The following is a 20,098-nucleotide window of genomic DNA, read 5'->3' as shown; positions in this document are numbered from 1 at the left end:
ATTACGATATAAATGAAATGTGAGGTAGAATCTTTTCTACCTCGCTTTTTTGTTCAAAAAGAAACTTTAGTGAAAAGAATAGGCACTATGAATGGTTTCATGTACAATATAGGAACAAACATTCGGAGGTTTAGTACATGGCAAAGAAAAAAACAAAATTTATGTGTAATAGCTGCGGTTACGAGGCTGCAAAATGGATGGGGCGTTGTCCTGGTTGCGGCGAGTGGAATACAATGAATGAAGAAGTCGAAGTCATTTCAAAGGGACCGCGTGGGGCTTTTCAGCATTCCTCAACGACGACAAAAGCCATTCCAATAATTAATGTAGACACGCCAGAAGAAACGCGTATTGTGACACAAATGAATGAATTTAACCGCGTACTTGGTGGTGGTATTGTACCGGGTTCATTAGTGTTAATTGGAGGAGACCCCGGGATTGGGAAATCTACTTTACTACTCCAAGTTTCTGCACTGCTTTCTAATCAAGGAAAGCGCGTATTATATATTTCTGGTGAGGAATCTGTTCGCCAAACAAAGCTACGTGCAGAGCGTCTAGGTGTTAAGTCGCCGGAACTGTACATTTATTCAGAAACAAACTTAGAATTTTTAAATCAAACGATAGAAGAAGTTCAGCCGAAATTTGTCATTGTCGACTCCATTCAAACAGTGCACCATCCTGAAGTGACGAGTGCACCAGGAAGTGTTTCGCAAGTAAGGGAATGTACGGCGGAATTGATGCGAATTGCGAAAACAAAAAATATCGCTATTTTCTTAGTAGGGCATGTGACGAAGGAAGGACAAATTGCAGGACCACGTATTTTAGAACATATGGTTGATACCGTGCTTTATTTCGAAGGAGAGCGCCATCACAATCACCGTATTTTGCGCAGTCAAAAAAACCGTTTCGGATCAACAAATGAAATTGCGATTTTTGAAATGTTACATGGCGGATTGAAGGAAGTATTAAATCCATCGGAACTTTTTTTACAGGAACGTTCACAAGGCGCACCGGGTTCAACAATTGTTGCATCAATGGAAGGGACACGTCCGATTCTTGTTGAAATTCAATCACTTGTCACACCGACTAGCTTTAATTATCCAAAACGTATGGCAACAGGAGTAGACCAAAATCGTGTTCAATTGCTGATGGCTGTGTTAGAAAAGCGTATGGGCATGATGTTACAAGCGCAAGATGCGTATATTAAAGTAGCTGGTGGTGTAAAATTAGATGAACCAGCAATTGATTTAGCAGTTTTAACAAGTATTGTTTCAAGTTTTAAAGATCAGGCAGTTCGCCCGACAGATTGCTTTATTGGAGAAGTTGGCTTAACGGGGGAAGTGCGTCGTGTTTCACGTATCGAACAACGTGTACAAGAAGCGGCGAAACTAGGTTTTAAACGAGCGATTATTCCAGCATCTAATATTGGTGGATGGGAGTTTCCAGAAGGAATTCAAGTCGTTGGTGTCGAAACGATAAGTGACTCCTTAAAATCATCGTTTCGTGATTTATAACAAGGATTTTTGTACTGGGGGAATTTCCGCTGAAAAGAGTGAAAGGGAAGTTCACCGAAATGGCGACTTCCCTTTCTATCTAAGCTTTTACAGATGAAGATTTTTTCGCGAATGCATCTCTTGTGAAAATGCCTAGAGGCTTGCCAAGCTTTAAAAATGTAAAGCCTAAATGCTTGTTTAGAACATTTGCACCAGCACCATAAAATGATAAAAGGGCAATGATTAGTTCTGAATAAGCAGCTAGTAAGTGCATGCCATTTTCCATAATGCCAAATGAACTTAAAGCTAAACCAACGAAAAGGAAATCAATCATAATAAAAATAGCAAATAAAACTTTATTCGTTTCTGCTGCTCCAACTGTCATGAACAGAGTAAAGATTAAGTAACCTAAATAAACGACACCTAATTGACGAGTATCAGCAGATGCTTGTAATGCTTCGCCGAATACGCCAGCTTGTACTAACCAACTCATACCAACGCCCATCCAAAACAAACCATATGCACCAAATGCCGTTGTACCAAACGTATTATTATGTTTTGCATCTAATGCAGATGCATAAAACTGCGCGATTCCTCCTAGGAAAATTGCCCAAGGGAGTACAAAGCCTAATCCATCTGTCCATCCAAGCTTTTGAGTAGATGCAACAAATGTTACGATTGCCAATCCAAATAAACCAATGGCTGATGGATCAGCTGTTGAGATTTTTACTTCTTTTATTGTATTCAAAACGCATTCTCCTAACTCATGAAGTATTTATACTGTTATATTGCGGATAATATACTAAAATAATGTAATTAACTACAAAGTGATATAATTTTGAAGGAGGAATGTCATTAAAGAATGAATATAATACAAATTTAACAAAGATATTATCGTTAAAATATCCATTTTTGAGGAATAATAAAGATAGAGTAGCAATTTCTGTTATGAAACAGTTAAATTTGCAATTTTTGTTGTAGTACAATTTCGGGACTTGTTCGTCGCATCAAATGGGTCATACATGTATACTTATTTTTAGGAGGTGAATAGCATGTTAAAGCGAATTATTCAAGTAGCTTTTTTATTTATTGGGGGAGTATTAGGCCTTAATTTCTTACCGCCATTATACGAGTTTATGAATTTATCATCCAGTCCAGCATGGCTTAATAATCCATATATCTCAGTTACGATAGGTGCTGCTTTGTTATTTGTGTTGTCTTTTGTGTTATCCGATTATTTTGTGAGGCTCATTGCATGGTCTGAGGAGAAACTGTTTAAATTACCTGCTGCTGATTTATTATTCGGTACGTTTGGTTTGATTGTCGGATTAAGTGTCGCAACATTAGTTGGAGTGGCGATTAAACAAATGGACCTTATTGCGGTGACAGATTTCCTCGCAGTGATAGCAGTTATTCCAGTGATTTTATCGATTATTTTAGGGTACTTAGGGTTCCGACTTGGCTTTAGTAAGCGTGAAGAGCTTCTGCAAATGTTTACTGGAGGTGCTTCATCAAAGAAAAGATCAGCTGAATCACTTCCAACAGAAGTACGGGAGCTTTATAAATTGCTTGATACGAGTGTCATTATAGATGGGCGAATTGCAGACATTTCTACAACAGGATTTGTTGAAGGGATACTCGTTGTTCCACAGTTTGTGCTAACAGAACTGCAGCATATTGCAGATTCTTCAGATACATTAAAACGCACGCGTGGTCGTCGGGGCTTAGATATTTTAAAGCGTCTACAAGACGAGCGCGCTTCGAAAGTACTAATTACTGAAATTGATTTTGAAGATGTAGCAGAAGTCGATTTAAAATTAGTGCGTTTAGCGAAAAAAATGGATGCGCAAATTTTAACAAATGATTTCAATTTAAATAAAGTTTGTGAGTTACACAGTGTTCAAGTGTTGAATATTAATGACTTAGCCAATGCAGTGAAGCCAGTTGTTATTCCTGGTGAAGATATGCAAGTGGTCGTGATCAAAGATGGGAAAGAGCATAATCAAGGTGTTGCGTATTTAGATGACGGGACAATGATTGTAGTAGAAGGTGGTCGCAGCTATATAGGGCAGGCGATTACAGTAACTGTAACGAGTGTGCTTCAAACGTCAGCTGGGCGTATGATCTTTGCGAAGCCAAAAGAAGATTAGGGAAGTGGAATTTTTGCGTTATGAAGTCGTTTTACCAGCAGCAGGTAGCGGAAAGCGCATGGGTGCTGGGCAAAATAAATTATTTTTACCATTAGCAGGGAAACCGATTTTAGTGCATACATTATCGGTGTTCGAGCAAGATGGAAATTGCGCGGGAATTTGGTTGGCTGTAAAAGACGAGGAACGTGCATACATTCAAACATTGCTTGAGCAATACCAAATTACTAAAGTAAAGGGATTGCCAACAGGTGGTGCGGAACGACAGTATTCGGTTCATTCGTGCATTAAAGAGATGACGGCTGTGGAAGTTGTGCTTGTTCATGATGCAGCTCGCCCTTTTATTACGACACCTACAATTACGAAGCTTGCGCAGGTCGCATTTGAAAAAGGTGCGGCTATTGCAGGTGTTCGTGCGAAAGATACAATGAAAATTGTAAAAGAGGGGCTTATTAAAGAGACGGTAGATCGTGAATCATTATGGATGATCCAAACGCCTCAAGCATTCCGTTTTGATTTAATTGTAGAAGCGCAAGATGTTGCAGAAAAGGTAGGGTTTTTAGGAACCGATGAGGCGATGCTCGTTGAACGTTTAGGACATGCAATTCATATTGTGGAAAGCGATTATGAAAATGTCAAAATGACAACGAAAGAAGATTTGATTTTTGGTGAAGCGATATTAAATCATCGTCACATGTAAACGATTATAAGCATCTTGAGAGATTTAAAACTTTCAAGGTGCTTATATTCGTTTAATTTGCTTCAGCGGGAGTCCTCCCTTCTATAAGTGGGAATTAATACCAAGAATGACCTAAATTCAATGGGGATTCAAACCTCGGCGGATGTCACAGGTTTTAAGAAGAGCTTTTCGAGCGAGCTCGAAAAGAATCTGGATGTAATTACGCCGAGGTGTAATTGATTAAAAAAATTAGTGCTTTTATTGGAAGTTGATTATACTAAGGTTAAAGAGAAAATTAGAAAGAAGGTGAAGGCTAGTTTATCTATACAAGGTAGACTAGCGTGATATATGTTTCGAATTGGACAAGGCTTTGACGTGCACGCATTTGCAGAAGGGCGACCATTAATTATCGGCGGTATTACAATTCCACATGAGCGTGGACTTTTAGGGCATTCAGATGCTGATGTACTATTACATACGGTGACAGATGCAGCACTTGGAGCGATTGGAGAGGGTGATATTGGCCGTCACTTCCCAGATACAGACCCAGAGTGGAAGGACGCAGATTCAGCTAAGTTACTAGCGCATATTTGGAAAATGGTAGAAGAGCGCGGCTATAAATTGGGGAATGTTGACTGCACAATTATGGCGCAGCGTCCAAAGATGGCACCATATATTGTACCGATGCAAAATCGCATTGCGGAATTATTAAATGCAGAGCCATCTCAAGTGAATGTGAAGGCGACAACAACGGAGAAACTAGGCTTTGTTGGTCGTGAAGAAGGAATTGCTGCGATGGTAACGATTTTATTAATCAAAGCGTAAAATGCGAGGGGCGCCAAATTTTGGCTAGCGCAACTTTTATTTAGCTTTTGCAAATGGTAAAATGAACAATGATAAAGATCGAAAATAATTATAGAAGCAATTTTAGGAGGCATAATCATGACTAAACCAGTTCGCGTTCGTTATGCACCATCGCCAACAGGATTTTTACACATTGGTGGGGCACGTACGGCGTTATTTAACTATTTATATGCAAAACATCATAACGGTACTTTCGTAGTACGTATTGAAGATACAGATATCGATCGTAATGTAGAAGGTGGCGAAGCATCGCAACTTGATAATTTACGCTGGTTAGGTATTACGCCAGATGAGTCAATCGATATTGGTGGACCTTATGCACCGTATCGTCAAATGGAGCGTTTAGATATTTACAAAGAACATGCAGAAAAAATGCTTGATGCAGGTCAAGCATATAAATGTTTCTGTTCTTCAGAAGAATTAGAAGCTTCACGTGAAACTCAAAAGGCAAATGGTGTAGCAGCACCTATGTATGATGGTAAATGTCGTCACTTATCAGTAGAAGAAGTCGCACAAAAAGAAGCAGCGGGCATTCCATATACAATTCGTATGCGCGTTCCAGCAAATGTAACGTACAAGTTCACAGACTTAGTTCGCGGTAACGTATCATTCGAATCGAAGGATGTTGGTGACTGGGTATTAGTAAAAGCAAATGGCATCCCAACGTATAACTATGCGGTTGTATTAGATGATCATTTCATGGACATTACACATGTATTCCGTGGGGAAGAGCATTTATCAAATACACCAAAGCAAATGATGGTTTTTGATGCATTTGGTTGGGAATATCCACAATACGGCCATATGACGCTAATCGTAAACGAAGACCGTAAAAAATTATCAAAACGTGATGAATCGATTATTCAATTCGTTACACAGTATAAAGACATGGGTTACTTACCAGAAGCTATGTTCAACTTCTTTGCCCTACTTGGCTGGTCTCCAGAAGGGGAAGAAGAAATCTTTACGCATGATGAGTTCGTTCAATTATTTGATGAAAAGCGATTATCAAAATCACCATCAATGTTTGATAAAACGAAGCTTACTTGGATGAATAACCAATACATTAAAAAGTTGTCTCACGAAGAAGTAGTAGCACTTGCACTACCGCATTTACAAAAAGCGAATATATTGCCAGAAACGTTAACAGAAGAGCAATATGCTTGGGCTTCTGCAGTAATTGGTCTTTACCATGAGCAAATGAGTTTTGGTTCGGAAATTGTAGAACTTTCTAGCCTATTCTTCACGGAAGAAATTGAATATGATGAAGCAGCTAAAGAAGTGTTAGCGGGTGAAATGGTACCGACAGTAATGGCATCATTTAAAACACAATTAGAGGCATTAGAATTATTTGATGCAGCTTCAATTAAGGCAGCGATTAAAGCAGTTCAAAAGGACACTGGGGCAAAAGGCAAAAACTTATTCATGCCAGTGCGTGTTGTCACAACAGGTCAAACACATGGTCCTGAACTAGCAGATGCAATTAGCCTAATTGGCAAAGAAAAAGTAATTGCTCGTGTAGAAAAATTCGCCAATTAGTAATCAAAAACATTGATTTTTCATAAAATAAATGTAAAATGAATTTACATTACACATATTAGAACGCGTTGAGAAGGAGAAGTACGTGGCGCACGCCTTTTAGAGAGGATCATCACCGGCTGAAAGTGATCTAGGTCAGGGCAAAACCGAAATGCACCTTCGAGTATTTAGTTGAACGTTGTAGTAGGCTAAATCGCTTTGTCCACGTTATCGGGCAATTTTAAGCGGAAGAGTCTATGTGCCTCTTCAACCAGAGTGGAACCGCGCGATACAAGCGTCTCTGTCACCTATTTCAGGTGATGGAGGCGCTTTTTTTAGTGGCTAAGAAAACAAGGTTTAAGAAAAAGGGGAGGGATTGGCATGTTTAAAAGAATTAAAGAAGATATTGATAATATTTTTGAGAATGATCCAGCAGCACGAAGCGTGTTTGAGGTTGTTTTAACGTACTCCGGTTTGCATGCGATTTGGTCACATCGTATTGCACATTGGTTTTTCAAAAGAAAGTTATTCTTTTTTGCTCGTGTCATTTCGCAAGTGAGCCGATTCTTTACAGGAATCGAAATTCATCCAGGTGCAAAAATAGGCCGTCGTTTCTTTATTGACCACGGAATGGGTGTCGTCGTGGGCGAGACATGTGAAATAGGGAATGACGTAACGATTTATCAAGGCGTAACACTAGGCGGTACAGGGAAAGAAAAAGGAAAACGTCACCCCACATTAGAAGATGGTGTGCTAGTAGCAACCGGTGCAAAAGTGTTGGGCTCGATTACAGTCGGTGAAAATAGTAAAATTGGTGCAGGCTCCGTTGTATTAAAAGAAGTTCCGCCAAATGCAACAGTCGTAGGGATTCCTGGGAAAGTCGTTATGATTGATGGTGTTCGTACAGGAGCGAAGAAGTTAGATCACCAAAATATCCCGGACCCTGTTGGAGATCGTTGTGATTCATTAGAGAAAACAATCCAAAAACTACAACTAGAAATTTCTAATTTGAAAAAGGAGCAATGACAATGACGATTCAGATTTTTAACTCGCTTACAAGACAAAAAGAAACCTTTCATCCAATTGAGGAAGGGAAGGTAAAAATGTATGTTTGTGGTCCAACGGTTTATAACTATATTCATATTGGAAATTCACGTCCTGTAATTGTTTATGATACAGTTCGCCGTTATTTCCAATATGCAGGTTATGATGTGAAGTTTGTTTCGAACTTTACCGACGTTGACGATAAAATTATTAAAGCAGCCAATGAATTAGGCGAGGAAACAACTGCTTTAACAGAGCGCTTTATTGCAGCGTATTTTGAAGATATTACGGCATTAGGATGCGAAAAGGCAGATGCCCATCCTCGTGTAACGGAGCATATGGAAGACATTATTGAATTTATCAAAGTATTAATTGATAAAGATTATGCTTATGAATCACAAGGAGATGTATATTACCGTACGCGTAAATTTGATGGCTACGGAAAACTATCACATCAATCTGTAGATGATTTAAAAATAGGTGCGCGTATCGAAACGGGTGAAAAGAAAGAAGATCCGCTAGATTTTGCTCTTTGGAAAGCAGCAAAACCAGGCGAAGTGAAATGGGAATCTCCATGGGGCGAGGGGCGACCAGGCTGGCATATTGAATGTTCAGTAATGGCGCGTGAACATTTGGGCGATACAATTGATATTCATGCAGGTGGGCAAGATTTAACATTCCCTCATCATGAAAATGAAATTGCGCAATCTGAAGCGCATAACGATAAAACATTTGCGAACTATTGGATGCATAACGGGTATATCAATATTGATAACGAAAAAATGTCGAAATCATTAGGGAACTTTATTTTAGTTCATGATATTCGTCAACAAATCGACCCGCAAGTATTGCGATTCTTCATGCTATCTGTTCATTACCGTCATCCGATTAACTTTGCGCAAGATTTAGTAGAAGCAGCGAAAAACGGCTTAGAGCGCATTCGTACAGCTTATGCCAATGTTGAACATCGCTTAACAGCAACGGCGGGACTTGCAGAGGAAAGTGAACAGTGGCTTGGGGAAATTGCACAAGTGAAAACGAATTTTGAAGAAGCGATGAATGATGATTTCAATACGGCTAATGCGATTTCGGCTTTATTTGAATTATCACGTATTGCAAATGTTTATTTAAACGAAACAAACACAGATTCAAAAGTACTACAAGCGATTTTAGATACGTTTACAATTATCGGGGACGTATTAGGTATTCAAGTGAAAGTAGAAGCAGGCTTACTTGATGAAGAAATCGAAGCGTTATTAGAAGAGCGTATTGCAGCACGTAAAAACCGAGACTTTGCACGCTCTGATGAAATTCGCGATCAGTTGCTTAGCATGGATATTGTTTTAGAAGACACTCGTCAAGGGACGCGCTGGAAACGAGGTCAGTAAATGCATAATTTAACACAGCAGGATGTAAAACAACTAAATGCTTTAGCGTTAGCCTATATGGGCGATGCCGTGCTAGAGCAAAGAATTCGAGAGCATTTACTATTACTAGGCAAAGTAAAACCAAATACGTTGCATAAAGAGGCAACGAAATATGTTTCAGCGAAAGCGCAGTCAATGATTGTTTACCGTATGATTGAAGAAAATTTCTTAACAGAAGAAGAGCAAGCGGTATTTCGCAGAGGGCGCAATGCCAAATCTGGCTCCATTCCGAAAAATACCGATGTTCGCACTTACCGAAATAGTTCTGGTTTTGAAGCGGTACTAGGTAGTCTTTATTTAAGTAAACAGCATGATCGTGCCAATGAAATTATTGACTACGCAATTCAAATCGTAGAACAGTCAAAAGGAGTGTCGTAACATGACGGAACAAACCGGAGAAATGATTGCAGGAAAGAATCCGATACTAGAAGCATTACGTTCGGGTCGCGAAATGAATAAAATTTGGGTTGCAGAAGGTGTAAAGAAGACAGGTATTAATGAATTGCTTGACTTAGCACGAGAGCGCGGAGTTTTAGTACAATTCGTACCAAAGAAAAAGGTGGATCAATTAACCGATGCAAATCACCAAGGTGTGGTGGCATCGGTTGCTGCTTATGATTATGCAGAACTAGATGATTTATTCAATGCTGCGCAGGCAAAAAAAGAAGATCCGTTCTTTATCATATTGGATGAATTAGAGGATCCACATAATTTAGGGTCAATTATGCGTACGGCTGATGCAATTGGCGTGCACGGCATCATTATACCGAAACGTCGCGCGGTTGGTTTAACAGCGGTCGTTGCAAAAGCTTCAACGGGCGCTATTGAGCATGTTCCAGTTGTGCGTGTTACAAATTTAGCGCAAACGATAGATGAATTAAAAGATCGTGGCATATGGATTGCTGGAACCGATGCAAAAGGTTCAGCAGATTATCGAAAAATGGATGCCACATTACCGCTTGCATTAATTATTGGTAGTGAAGGAAAAGGGATGAGCCGTCTATTAAAAGATAAATGTGATTTTTTATACCACTTACCAATGATTGGACATGTAACATCTTTAAATGCTTCTGTAGCAGCGGCATTACTTATGTACGAAGTGTACCGCAAGCGACAAGAAGTTAACGGATGAGGCGATGCAAAATATATTGCTAGTAGACGGCTATAATATGATTGGTGCGTGGAGTGAGTTACGTCCGTTACGTGAGCCGCATTTTGAGGATGCTCGTAATCGTTTAGTTGAACGTATGGCAGAGTATAAAGCACACACGGGCTGGCGCGTAATTGTTGTATTCGATGCACATCTCGTTCCAGGCACTGAACAGTTATACGTACGACATGCTGTGGAAGTGATTTACACACGTAAAAATGAAACAGCTGACGAACGTATTGAAAAGTTATCGACTGAGCTAAAAGGAAGAAAAATTCAAATTCATGTTGCGACTTCAGATATGACCGAGCAAAATGTTGTATTTGGGCATGGCGCATTACGTAAATCTGCACGTGAATTTGAAATAGAAATGCAAATCATCCAATCAAAAATTTCGACAAAAGTAAAAGAAACGCAAGAAGATATGCCAGCCTCTAGGATTAAACTGTCAAAAGATGTAGAGTTACAATTTGAAAAGTGGCGTAGAGGTCTCAAGTAATAGTTTGCCCATAAATTCCAGTTAAGTTATACTGTTCCTAATGATTCTAGCGTAGCTGAGGTGATGTCATTGCTTAAAAGTGAAAAGATTCAAGTCATACAGCAGTTTGAACAATTAACAGATGAAGCCATTGTTGGACAAGTGCATCTAGGCAATTCTGATGCGTTAGATTTTTTAATTTCGAAATATCGGCTTTTTGTGAAAGCAAAAGCGAGATCTTATTTTTTAATTGGTGCGGATAAGGAAGATATCATCCAAGAAGGAATGATCGGCTTATATAAGGCGATCCGTGACTTTAAGGAGGATAAACTTGCGTCGTTCCGTGCATTTGCAGAATTATGTATTACGAGACAAATTATTACCGCAATTAAAACGGCAACACGCCAAAAGCATATTCCGCTCAATTCATATATTTCATTAGACAAGCCGATTTACGATGAAGAATCGGAGCGTACATTGATGGATGTTATTACGAGCCCAATCTCGGAGGACCCTGAGCATTTAATGATTAATCGCGAAGATTATAGTCATCTTGAGAAAAAAATGGGTGAAGTTTTAAGTGAATTGGAGCAGCAAGTGTTGATACGTTATCTAGAAGGACAATCATATAATGAGATTTCAGAAGAATTGAATCGACATGTGAAGTCAATTGATAATGCATTACAGCGTGTGAAGCGTAAATTAGAGCGTCATATTGAGTTAAAAGAAATGACTTAATGAGTATTGACGCGTGTTGACAGCAAGAAACTTAGGTGTTAGTCTTTAAAAGACAAACTGCCGAAAAGGTGATCGTTAATGGCGAAAAAGATCGTTTTAAGTTGTGAGAAATGCGGTTCAAGAAATTACAATGTACCTGGAAAAGAAGGTACAACAGAGCGTCTTGAATTAAAGAAATTTTGCTCGCATTGCAATGAACATACAGTGCATAAACAAACGTTATAGATGAAGCATAGATAAACAAGTTGTTCGGAGGTTAGGCTAAGATGAGTAAAGTGACAAACTTTTTACAAGAAGTCGGTTCAGAAATGCGTAAAACAAGCTGGCCGAAAAGTAAAGAGCTAACAAAGTATACGGTAGTAGTTATTTCAACGGTTATCGTTATGGCGTTATTCTTTACAGTAGTAGATTTAGGATTCTCAGAATTATTCCGTTGGTTCTTGTCTTTATAAGTTGTATCATGTTAATATTTCGAAATAGCCCGTCCATATTATATAACGGGTTTTTTCATTTGCTTTAACTTCTTTTGGTATTCATCTCCCGCATCTAATAGATGGTGAGGTGAATGCAGATTTTGATTTGCTGTTTTGCGAGTTTTTAAATAGTCGCAAAAAGGACACAATTATGCTGTCGTATAATTGATATAGAATGATGAATTTTTGTGCATAGGGAGTAAAATGCCTAACACATTTTTATGTAAAGGAGGGACGGACGATTTAGTCCTACCTATATGGAGAAAAATTGGTATGTAGTTCATACTTATTCTGGTTATGAAAACCGAGTGAAAGCAAACCTAGAAAAGCGCGTTGAAACAATGGGGATGCAAGATAAAATTTTCCGCGTGATCGTTGCTGAGCACGAAGAAACAGATGTAAAAGAAGATGGTAAGAAAAAAGTAGTAATGCGTAAAGTTTTCCCAGGTTACGTACTAGTAGAGTTAATTATGACGGATGACGCGTGGTATGTTGTGCGTAATACACCGGGTGTAACAGGATTTATCGGTTCATCAGGTGGTGGGGTAAAACCGACACCATTATTACCAGAAGAAGCAGACCGTCTACTTGAACAAATGGGCATGACAGAAACGTTAATTGGTGAGGTTGACATTACTGTTGGTGAAGTTGTTGAAGTATTAGAAGGACCTTTTGCACATTTCCAAGGTCGCGTAGAAGAAGTAGATGTCGAAAACGCGAAGATAAAAGTGCATGTTGATATGTTCGGTCGCGAAACAGTAATGGAACTGGATTTTGCGCAAGTTAAAAAAATATAACATTAATATTACTTGATTAAGCAAATTAAAAGTGTTATTATTTCATAGGTCAGCCTGTCAATTTTTTTGATAGGTGATCATTTTAGTTTTAATGTTATCGGCAAGTTAGCTGACGAACAGATATTTGAGTGGGAGGGGCAACCCAATTACCACATCACGGACTTAAGGAGGTGTGTCTCGTGGCTAAAAAAGTTATTAAAGTTGTAAAACTTCAAATCCCTGCTGGTAAAGCAAACCCAGCACCACCGGTTGGTCCTGCATTAGGTCAAGCAGGTGTTAATATCATGGGATTCTGTAAAGAATTTAACGCTCGTACTGCTGATCAAGCTGGTCTTATTATTCCGGTTGAAATTTCAGTATTCGAAGACCGTTCATTCACTTTTATTACTAAAACTCCACCCGCAGCAGTGTTACTTAAAGTAGCAGCTGGAATCCAAAAAGGATCAGGTGAACCAAATCGTAATAAAGTTGCAACGGTTAAACGTGATAAAGTTCGCGAAATCGCAGAACAAAAAATGCCAGACCTTAACGCTGCTTCAGTTGAAGCTGCTATGTTAATGGTTGAAGGTACTGCACGAAGCATGGGTATTTCTATCGAAGACTAATAACCATCTTCACACTTGATGATGTTTTGTTTTTTAAGAAGGTTGCGGCGCTCCGATAGTGATTGAAGAGTGCGCAACCTTTATTCGTGGGAGGTCAAATCCGTTAAAACCACAATCAAGGAGGAAATTATAATGGCTAAAAAAGGTAAAAAACTGCAAGATGCAGCTAAATTAATCGACCGCGCAGCTCTATATTCTGTAGAAGAAGCAGTAGCTTTAGCGCAAAAAACAAGCACAGTAAACTTTGATGCAACTGTAGAAGTAGCATTTAAATTAGGTATCGATACTCGTAAAAACGACCAACAAATCCGTGGTGCAGTAGTACTTCCACACGGTACTGGTAAAACTCAACGTGTATTAGTTTTCGCTAAAGGTGAAAAACTTAAAGAAGCAGAAGCAGCTGGCGCTGACTATGTAGGCGATGCAGAATTCATCCAAAAGATCCAACAAGGTTGGTTCGAATTTGATGTAATCGTAGCAACTCCTGACATGATGGGTGAAGTTGGTAAACTTGGACGTGTATTAGGACCTAAAGGTTTAATGCCAAACCCTAAAACAGGTACGGTTACTTTTGACGTAACAAAAGCAATCGAAGAAATCAAGGCTGGTAAAGTTGAGTACCGCGCTGAAAAAGCTGGTATCATCCACGCACCAATCGGTAAAGTTTCTTTCGATACTGAAAAATTAGTAGAAAACTTCTTAGCAGTATTTGACGTAGTTCAAAAAGCAAAACCTGCTGCAGCAAAAGGTACTTACATGAAATCTGTAAACCTTACAACTACAATGGGTCCTGCTGTAAAAGTGGACGCTAGCTCAGTAGCTAAATAATTCATTCCGGTTATTAAAACCGTTAATTTAAATTAAATTAATTGACAACACACCGCTTACTTGGTAAGATGGATGCTGTTGTGAATCATCCATTTGTACCGTAGACAGTAGGAGTGACTTGTCACTTAATGATCCTGCCGAGGACATAGGAGTTCGGATTCTTTTTAAGATGATGTACTTTCTGCCTCTATGTCTATTAAGATGTAGAGGCTTTCTTTGTCGGTATAAATGACTCATTCTAATAGGAGGTGTCATCATGAGCAAAGCAATCGAAACTAAAAAAGTTCAAGTTCAAGAAATCGCTGATAAATTTTCAGCTGCTGCTTCTGTAGTAGTTGTAGATTACCGTGGTTTAACTGTTGCACAAGTAACTGAATTACGTAAGCAATTACGTGAAGCGGGTGTTGAGTTTAAAGTTTACAAAAATACTTTATCTCGTCGTGCTGCTGAAACTGTTGGTCTTGAGGGAATCAATGAATTTTTAACTGGTCCAAACGCTATCGCATTCTCTAAAGAGGACGTAGTAGCTCCAGCTAAAATCATCAACGATTTCGCTAAGAAAAACGAAGCGCTTGAAATTAAAGCTGGTATCATCGAAGGTACTGTGGCATCTGCTGAAGACGTTAAAGCTCTTGCAGAACTTCCATCACGCGAAGGTCTATTATCAATGCTTTTATCTGTTCTTCAAGCTCCAGTGCGCAACTTCGCACTTGCAACAAAAGCTGTTGCAGAACAAAAAGAAGAGCAAGGCGCGTAATTTTCGCATCTCAACTTCAAAAAATGGCTTAGCGGCCTAAAAAACATATAACATTCCATAGGAGGAAATTAAAATGAACAATGAGCAAATCTTAGAAGCTATCAAAGCTATGACAGTTCTAGAATTAAACGATTTAGTAAAAGCAATCGAAGAAGAATTCGGTGTAACAGCAGCAGCTCCAGTAGCTGTAGTAGCTGGCGGTGCAGCAGCAGCAGAAGAGAAAACTGAGTTTGACGTTATCTTAACAGCAGCTGGCGCAGAAAAAATTAAAGTAATCAAAGTGGTTCGTGAAATCACTGGTTTAGGTCTAAAAGAAGCTAAAGAGGTTGTTGACAACGCTCCTAAAGCTCTTAAAGAAGGCGTATCTAAAGATGACGCTGAAGCTGTTAAAGCTAAACTTGAAGAAGTTGGCGCTACAGTAGAAGTTAAATAATTTTAGTTTAACTTTCGTTGCTAGGCATATTGCGTAGCTTCATGAGAAAAGCTCGTCACAGTTTTGCGGCGAGCTTTTCTTTATTTCAATTTACATTGCATGAATCGTCCGCGTGTGTAATTGCTAGATAAATGTGAAATGTACATTGAATTCAGTTGGATTTCAAACTCTAGCTGAATCAAATTGAAGCCCAGACGCAATTACGTCGAAGTGTAATTGATTTTTAGGAGGCGTGTAGTATGTCTGAACATTATTATTCCAATAAGCCTCAAACTGATAGTAAACCACGCCAATGGAAGTTTACTTTATTAGGAAATACATTTATGTTTGAAACAGACGCAGGTGTATTTAGCAAAAGCGAAGTAGATTTTGGCTCCCGTGTGTTAATAGATGCTTTTGAGTTGCCGGAAATTGCAGGAGATATACTGGATGTTGGTTGCGGTTATGGACCAATCGGGTTATCGATTGCAAAGGTAAATCCAGAGCGTGAAGTGTTGATGGTTGATATCAATACGCGAGCAGTTGCGTTGTCACAAAAGAACGCACAATTAAACGGGATTCAAAATGTACGTATTTTTGAAAGTGACGGCTTAAGTGCTGTGCCAGCTGAAACGAAAGCAGCGGCTATTTTAACAAATCCACCTATTCGTGCTGGTAAGGATACCGTTTTTAAGTTTTATGATGGTGCCTATGAGTTACTAGTAGAGAATGGTGAGTTATGGGTTGTTATTCAGAAAAAGCAAGGTGCGCCATCGACAGTGGATCGTTTAGAGGAAATGTTTTCAGAAGTAGATGTTGTTGAGAAGAAAAAAGGGTACTGGATCATACGTGCAAAAAAATAAGTAAGATTGGCTCGGAAGATTGACTTGACAAATCGACTATGATAATATAATAAAATGCAAAAATATTATTTTGAGGTAGTGTGCCCTTTTGCATAACATATAGTTTTTTATGGGTATACTTACTAAGAATGAATTTAGTTTAATCAAAAATGAGGCCTTATTAAAAGACTCGTTTTCTTTTCGTCTTTCGAAATCATACACTATTTGTAAGGTTTTGCAAAGACCTATTATCGCTTTATTGAGGGGTGAATGAGTTGACAGGTCAACTAGTTCAGTACGGACAACACCGCCAGCGTAGAAGCTTTGCGCGTATTAGTGAGGTGCTGGAGCTTCCGAATTTAATCGAAATCCAAACAGCATCTTATGAGTGGTTCCTTGAAGAAGGGTTGCGTGAGATGTTCCACGACATTTCTCCAATCGAAGATTTTACAGGTAATCTTTCATTAGAATTCGTCGACTATAAATTAGGGGATCCTAAGTATGATGTTGATGAATGTAAAGAACGTGATGTAACTTATGCTGCACCATTGCGCGTAAAAGTACGTTTGCACAACAAAGAAACAAAAGAAGTAAAAGAACAAGAAGTCTTCATGGGTGACTTCCCATTAATGACAGAAACAGGCACGTTTATTATTAACGGTGCTGAGCGCGTTATCGTTTCGCAATTAGTTCGTTCTCCAAGTGTATATTTCCACGATAAAACGGACAAAAACGGTAAAAAGGGCTTTGGCGCAACAGTAATACCTAACCGTGGTGCATGGCTAGAATACGAAATTGATGCAAAGGATGTTGTATACGTTCGTATTGATCGTACACGTAAACTTCCAGCAACAGTATTGTTACGTGCATTAGGATTCGGTTCAGATCAGGAAATTTTAGATATCATTGGTGACAATGAATACTTACGTAACACGCTTGAAAAAGATAACACAGAAAGTACTGAAAAAGCACTTCTTGAAATCTATGAGCGTTTACGTCCAGGTGAACCACCAACAGTTGACTCAGCGAAGAACCTTTTATATTCTCGCTTCTTTGACGCAAAACGCTATGATTTAGCGAATGTTGGTCGTTATAAAATGAACAAAAAGCTTCACATTAAAAATCGTCTATTTAACCAAACGATTGCTGAAACACTTGTTGATTCAGAAACAGGTGAAATTCTTGTAGAAGCAGGTACATTATTAGATCGCCGTAATTTAGATAAGTTAATTCCTTATCTAGAAGCAGGCACAGGCTTCCGTACATTAACACAAGTTGGTGGTGTACTAGAAGAAGATATTACGATCCAATCAATTAAAATTTTCGCACCAAATGATGAAGCTCAAAAAGAGATTAACGTCATTTCAAACGCGTATATCGATGAAGAAGTGAAAAATATTACACCAGCTGATGTAATTGCTTCTGTATCATACTTCTTCAACTTATTATATGGCGTAGGAAATACAGATGATATCGACCATTTAGGTAACCGTCGTCTACGTTCAGTTGGTGAGCTTTTACAAAACCAATTCCGTATCGGTTTATCTCGTATGGAGCGTGTTGTACGTGAGCGTATGTCAATCAATGACACAGCTGCTATCGTACCACAACAATTAATCAATATTCGTCCAGTAATCGCGTCAATTAAAGAGTTCTTTGGTAGCTCGCAATTATCGCAATTCATGGACCAAACAAACCCACTTGCAGAATTAACGCATAAACGTCGTCTATCTGCATTAGGACCAGGTGGTTTAACTCGTGAGCGTGCGGGTATGGAAGTACGTGACGTTCACTACTCTCACTATGGCCGTATGTGTCCGATTGAAACGCCAGAGGGACCGAACATTGGTCTAATTAACTCACTTTCATCGTTCGCAAAAGTAAATAAATTCGGTTTCATCGAAACACCGTATCGCCGTGTTGATCCAAACACGAGCGCTGTAACGGGAGATATCCATTACTTAACGGCCGATGAAGAAGATAACTATGTAGTTGCACAAGCAAACTCTTTATTAAATGAAGATGGTACTTTCGTGAAGGAAGAAATCGTAGGACGCTTCCGTGGAGATAACACTGTATTTAATAAAGACCGTATTGACTACATGGATGTATCGCCAAAGCAAGTTGTATCTGCAGCCACTGCATGTATCCCATTCTTAGAAAACGATGACTCTAACCGTGCATTAATGGGTGCGAACATGCAACGTCAAGCAGTGCCATTACTTTACCCGAATGCTCCATTTGTCGGTACAGGTATGGAACATGTAGACGCACGTGACTCAGGTGCTGCAGTCATTGCGAAATTTGACGGTATTGTTGAACATGTTGAAGCACGTTCTATTCACATTCGTCGTATTGAAACAATTGATGGCAAAGAAGTTAAAGGTGATTTAACAAAGTACAAATTACAAAAATTCATTCGTTCAAACCAAGGTACTTCATATAACCAACGCCCAATCGTAAAAATTGGCGATCGTGTGAAACCTCGTGATATTTTAGCTGACGGTCCTTCAATGGAAAGAGGCGAATTAGCACTTGGTCAAAACGTACTTATTGCATTCATGACATGGGATGGCTTTAACTACGAAGATGCGGTTATTATGAGTGAACGCCTTGTAAAAGACGATGTATATACATCTGTTCATATTGAAGAATATGAATCAGAAGCTCGTGATACAAAACTAGGACCTGAAGAAATCACGCGTGATATTCCAAACGTTGGGGAAGATGCACTTCGTAATTTAGACGATCGTGGTATCATCCGCATCGGTGCAGAAGTTCGCGACGGTGATATTTTAGTAGGTAAAGTGACGCCTAAAGGAGTTACAGAGTTAACTGCGGAAGAGCGTTTACTACATGCTATCTTCGGTGAAAAAGCACGCGAAGTACGTGACACGTCTCTACGTGTTCCACACGGAGCGGGCGGTATTATCCTAGATGTTAAAGTATTCAATCGTGAAGATGGCGACGAATTACCACCAGGAGTTAACCAATTAGTACGTGCTTATATTGTTCAAAAACGTAAAATCCGCGTTGGGGACAAAATGGCCGGACGACATGGTAACAAAGGGGTTATCTCGCGTATCTTACCAGAAGAAGATATGCCGTTTATGCCAGATGGCACACCGGTAGATATCATGCTTAACCCACTTGGTGTACCATCTCGTATGAACATCGGACAAGTTTTAGAACTTCACTTAGGTATGGCGGCACGTTATTTAGGCGTACACATGGCTACACCTGTATTTGATGGCGCGAACGAAGATGATGTTTGGGAAACAATGGAAGAGGCTGGTATGGATCGTGATGGTAAAACAACGCTTTATGACGGACGTTCAGGTGAGCCATTCGATAGCCGTGTATCAGTTGGTATCATGTATATGATCAAACTTGCCCACATGGTTGACGATAAACTTCATGCTCGTTCAACAGGTCCTTACTCATTAGTAACGCAACAACCGCTTGGTGGTAAAGCACAATTCGGTGGTCAGCGATTCGGTGAGATGGAAGTTTGGGCACTTGAAGCATATGGTGCTGCTTACACATTACAAGAGATTTTAACTGTAAAATCAGATGATGTTGTAGGTCGTGTGAAAACATACGAAGCCATTGTAAAAGGTGAAAGTGTTCCAGAGCCAGGTGTTCCAGAATCATTTAAAGTATTAATTAAAGAACTTCAGTCATTAGGTATGGATGTGAAGATGCTAACAATCAACGACGAGGAAGTAGAACTACGTGACCTTGACGATGAAGAAGAAGTAACTGCACCGGCTCCAGAAATGGAAACGCCAAAACCTACTGATGATAAAGAAGACCCAGTAGAGTCAATTGAATAATTTCAAATTGAAT

Annotated in this window: 21 protein-coding genes and 2 other annotated features; of the genes, 20 read left to right on the top strand and 1 reads right to left on the bottom strand. The window is 39.3% G+C overall.

Annotation, left to right across the window (positions count from 1 at the left end):
- Nucleotides 1–137 precede the first annotated feature (137 nt).
- Nucleotides 138–1,511: a DNA repair protein RadA gene (gene radA / locus MHI10_RS20845; RefSeq protein ID WP_340788897.1), complete on the top strand. Its 1,374-nt coding sequence runs from the start codon at nt 138–140 to the stop codon at nt 1,509–1,511.
- Nucleotides 1,512–1,590: 79 nt separating this feature from the next.
- On the opposite strand, the gene MHI10_RS20840 is transcribed toward radA, so the two are convergent.
- Nucleotides 1,591–2,238 (bottom strand): acetate uptake transporter, encoded by a 648-nt coding sequence (locus tag MHI10_RS20840; protein WP_340788893.1) that lies wholly within the window; start codon nt 2,236–2,238, stop codon nt 1,591–1,593.
- 304 nt (nt 2,239–2,542) lie between these two features.
- On the opposite strand from MHI10_RS20840, the gene MHI10_RS20835 reads away from it, so the two are divergent.
- From MHI10_RS20835 to rpoB, 19 genes are all read left to right on the top strand, one after another.
- Nucleotides 2,543–3,640, top strand: coding sequence for a PIN/TRAM domain-containing protein (locus MHI10_RS20835; RefSeq protein WP_340788891.1), 1,098 nt, complete (start codon nt 2,543–2,545; stop codon nt 3,638–3,640).
- A 13-nt stretch (nt 3,641–3,653) separates the two neighbouring features.
- The gene (gene ispD / locus MHI10_RS20830) at nt 3,654–4,337 is read left to right on the top strand and encodes a 2-C-methyl-D-erythritol 4-phosphate cytidylyltransferase (protein WP_340788890.1); all 684 of its coding nucleotides are present in this window, start codon (nt 3,654–3,656) and stop codon (nt 4,335–4,337) included.
- Between the two features lie 327 nt (nt 4,338–4,664).
- Entirely contained in the window at nt 4,665–5,141 is a 477-nt protein-coding gene (ispF, locus tag MHI10_RS20825) for a 2-C-methyl-D-erythritol 2,4-cyclodiphosphate synthase (RefSeq protein ID WP_340788887.1), read from the top strand.
- Nucleotides 5,142–5,258: 117 nt separating this feature from the next.
- Nucleotides 5,259–6,719 (top strand): glutamate--tRNA ligase, encoded by a 1,461-nt coding sequence (gene gltX, locus MHI10_RS20820; RefSeq protein ID WP_340788886.1) that lies wholly within the window; start codon nt 5,259–5,261, stop codon nt 6,717–6,719.
- A 59-nt stretch (nt 6,720–6,778) separates the two neighbouring features.
- Nucleotides 6,779–7,004: a binding site (T-box leader), on the top strand.
- Between the two features lie 75 nt (nt 7,005–7,079).
- Nucleotides 7,080–7,724, top strand: a complete 645-nt coding sequence (gene cysE / locus MHI10_RS20815) for a serine O-acetyltransferase (protein WP_340788884.1) — start codon at nt 7,080–7,082, stop codon at nt 7,722–7,724.
- 2 nt (nt 7,725–7,726) lie between these two features.
- The gene (cysS, locus tag MHI10_RS20810; RefSeq protein WP_340788882.1) at nt 7,727–9,130 is read left to right on the top strand and encodes a cysteine--tRNA ligase; all 1,404 of its coding nucleotides are present in this window, start codon (nt 7,727–7,729) and stop codon (nt 9,128–9,130) included.
- Nucleotides 9,131–9,547 carry a Mini-ribonuclease 3 gene (locus tag MHI10_RS20805; RefSeq protein ID WP_340788880.1) on the top strand — a complete coding sequence of 139 codons (417 nt, stop codon included), beginning with the start codon at nt 9,131–9,133 and terminating at the stop codon, nt 9,545–9,547.
- A gap of 1 nt (nt 9,548) precedes the next feature.
- The gene (rlmB, locus tag MHI10_RS20800; protein WP_340788876.1) at nt 9,549–10,301 is read left to right on the top strand and encodes a 23S rRNA (guanosine(2251)-2'-O)-methyltransferase RlmB; all 753 of its coding nucleotides are present in this window, start codon (nt 9,549–9,551) and stop codon (nt 10,299–10,301) included.
- A 4-nt stretch (nt 10,302–10,305) separates the two neighbouring features.
- Entirely contained in the window at nt 10,306–10,818 is a 513-nt protein-coding gene (locus MHI10_RS20795; protein WP_340788875.1) for an NYN domain-containing protein, read from the top strand.
- Between the two features lie 69 nt (nt 10,819–10,887).
- Complete coding sequence (gene sigH / locus MHI10_RS20790; protein WP_340788873.1) at nt 10,888–11,535, top strand: RNA polymerase sporulation sigma factor SigH; 648 nt, start codon at nt 10,888–10,890, stop codon at nt 11,533–11,535.
- Between the two features lie 78 nt (nt 11,536–11,613).
- Entirely contained in the window at nt 11,614–11,760 is a 147-nt protein-coding gene (rpmG, locus tag MHI10_RS20785; protein WP_340788872.1) for a 50S ribosomal protein L33, read from the top strand.
- Between the two features lie 41 nt (nt 11,761–11,801).
- On the top strand, nt 11,802–11,987 hold the full coding sequence (gene secE, locus MHI10_RS20780; protein ID WP_340788870.1) for a preprotein translocase subunit SecE: 186 nt from the start codon (nt 11,802–11,804) through the stop codon (nt 11,985–11,987).
- A gap of 278 nt (nt 11,988–12,265) precedes the next feature.
- Nucleotides 12,266–12,805 (top strand): transcription termination/antitermination protein NusG, encoded by a 540-nt coding sequence (nusG, locus tag MHI10_RS20775; RefSeq protein ID WP_340788868.1) that lies wholly within the window; start codon nt 12,266–12,268, stop codon nt 12,803–12,805.
- Between the two features lie 179 nt (nt 12,806–12,984).
- Complete coding sequence (gene rplK, locus MHI10_RS20770; RefSeq protein WP_340788867.1) at nt 12,985–13,410, top strand: 50S ribosomal protein L11; 426 nt, start codon at nt 12,985–12,987, stop codon at nt 13,408–13,410.
- 132 nt (nt 13,411–13,542) lie between these two features.
- Nucleotides 13,543–14,238 carry a 50S ribosomal protein L1 gene (gene rplA, locus MHI10_RS20765; protein WP_340788863.1) on the top strand — a complete coding sequence of 232 codons (696 nt, stop codon included), beginning with the start codon at nt 13,543–13,545 and terminating at the stop codon, nt 14,236–14,238.
- An 80-nt stretch (nt 14,239–14,318) separates the two neighbouring features.
- Nucleotides 14,319–14,463: a sequence feature (ribosomal protein L10 leader region), on the top strand.
- A gap of 31 nt (nt 14,464–14,494) precedes the next feature.
- A complete protein-coding gene (rplJ, locus tag MHI10_RS20760; protein WP_340788861.1) occupies nt 14,495–14,995 on the top strand; it encodes a 50S ribosomal protein L10 in 501 nt (166 codons plus the stop codon).
- A gap of 73 nt (nt 14,996–15,068) precedes the next feature.
- Complete coding sequence (gene rplL, locus MHI10_RS20755; RefSeq protein WP_057986328.1) at nt 15,069–15,428, top strand: 50S ribosomal protein L7/L12; 360 nt, start codon at nt 15,069–15,071, stop codon at nt 15,426–15,428.
- Between the two features lie 239 nt (nt 15,429–15,667).
- On the top strand, nt 15,668–16,270 hold the full coding sequence (locus MHI10_RS20750) for a class I SAM-dependent methyltransferase (protein ID WP_340788859.1): 603 nt from the start codon (nt 15,668–15,670) through the stop codon (nt 16,268–16,270).
- A 254-nt stretch (nt 16,271–16,524) separates the two neighbouring features.
- Nucleotides 16,525–20,085: a DNA-directed RNA polymerase subunit beta gene (rpoB, locus tag MHI10_RS20745; RefSeq protein WP_340788857.1), complete on the top strand. Its 3,561-nt coding sequence runs from the start codon at nt 16,525–16,527 to the stop codon at nt 20,083–20,085.
- The last annotated feature ends 13 nt before the right edge of the window (nt 20,086–20,098 follow it).

The organism is Solibacillus sp. FSL K6-1523, from assembly GCF_038005225.1.
In the GTDB taxonomy this organism is placed as follows: domain Bacteria; phylum Bacillota; class Bacilli; order Bacillales_A; family Planococcaceae; genus Solibacillus.
Note: the sequence above shows the minus strand (reverse complement) of the source record. Positions and strands in the feature narration are given on the sequence as shown.

Coding starts and splice junctions, on each gene's coding strand:
- MHI10_RS20805 (WP_340788880.1), top strand. CDS start 9,131: ATGCATAATTTAACACAGCAGGATGTAAAACAACTAAATGCTTTAGCG.
- cysS (WP_340788882.1), top strand. CDS start 7,727: ATGACGATTCAGATTTTTAACTCGCTTACAAGACAAAAAGAAACCTTT.
- secE (WP_340788870.1), top strand. CDS start 11,802: ATGAGTAAAGTGACAAACTTTTTACAAGAAGTCGGTTCAGAAATGCGT.
- radA (WP_340788897.1), top strand. CDS start 138: ATGGCAAAGAAAAAAACAAAATTTATGTGTAATAGCTGCGGTTACGAG.
- cysE (WP_340788884.1), top strand. CDS start 7,080: ATGTTTAAAAGAATTAAAGAAGATATTGATAATATTTTTGAGAATGAT.
- gltX (WP_340788886.1), top strand. CDS start 5,259: ATGACTAAACCAGTTCGCGTTCGTTATGCACCATCGCCAACAGGATTT.
- rplL (WP_057986328.1), top strand. CDS start 15,069: ATGAACAATGAGCAAATCTTAGAAGCTATCAAAGCTATGACAGTTCTA.
- rplJ (WP_340788861.1), top strand. CDS start 14,495: ATGAGCAAAGCAATCGAAACTAAAAAAGTTCAAGTTCAAGAAATCGCT.
- rpmG (WP_340788872.1), top strand. CDS start 11,614: ATGGCGAAAAAGATCGTTTTAAGTTGTGAGAAATGCGGTTCAAGAAAT.
- ispF (WP_340788887.1), top strand. CDS start 4,665: ATGTTTCGAATTGGACAAGGCTTTGACGTGCACGCATTTGCAGAAGGG.
- rlmB (WP_340788876.1), top strand. CDS start 9,549: ATGACGGAACAAACCGGAGAAATGATTGCAGGAAAGAATCCGATACTA.
- nusG (WP_340788868.1), top strand. CDS start 12,266: ATGGAGAAAAATTGGTATGTAGTTCATACTTATTCTGGTTATGAAAAC.
- MHI10_RS20750 (WP_340788859.1), top strand. CDS start 15,668: ATGTCTGAACATTATTATTCCAATAAGCCTCAAACTGATAGTAAACCA.
- MHI10_RS20835 (WP_340788891.1), top strand. CDS start 2,543: ATGTTAAAGCGAATTATTCAAGTAGCTTTTTTATTTATTGGGGGAGTA.
- MHI10_RS20795 (WP_340788875.1), top strand. CDS start 10,306: ATGCAAAATATATTGCTAGTAGACGGCTATAATATGATTGGTGCGTGG.
- rplA (WP_340788863.1), top strand. CDS start 13,543: ATGGCTAAAAAAGGTAAAAAACTGCAAGATGCAGCTAAATTAATCGAC.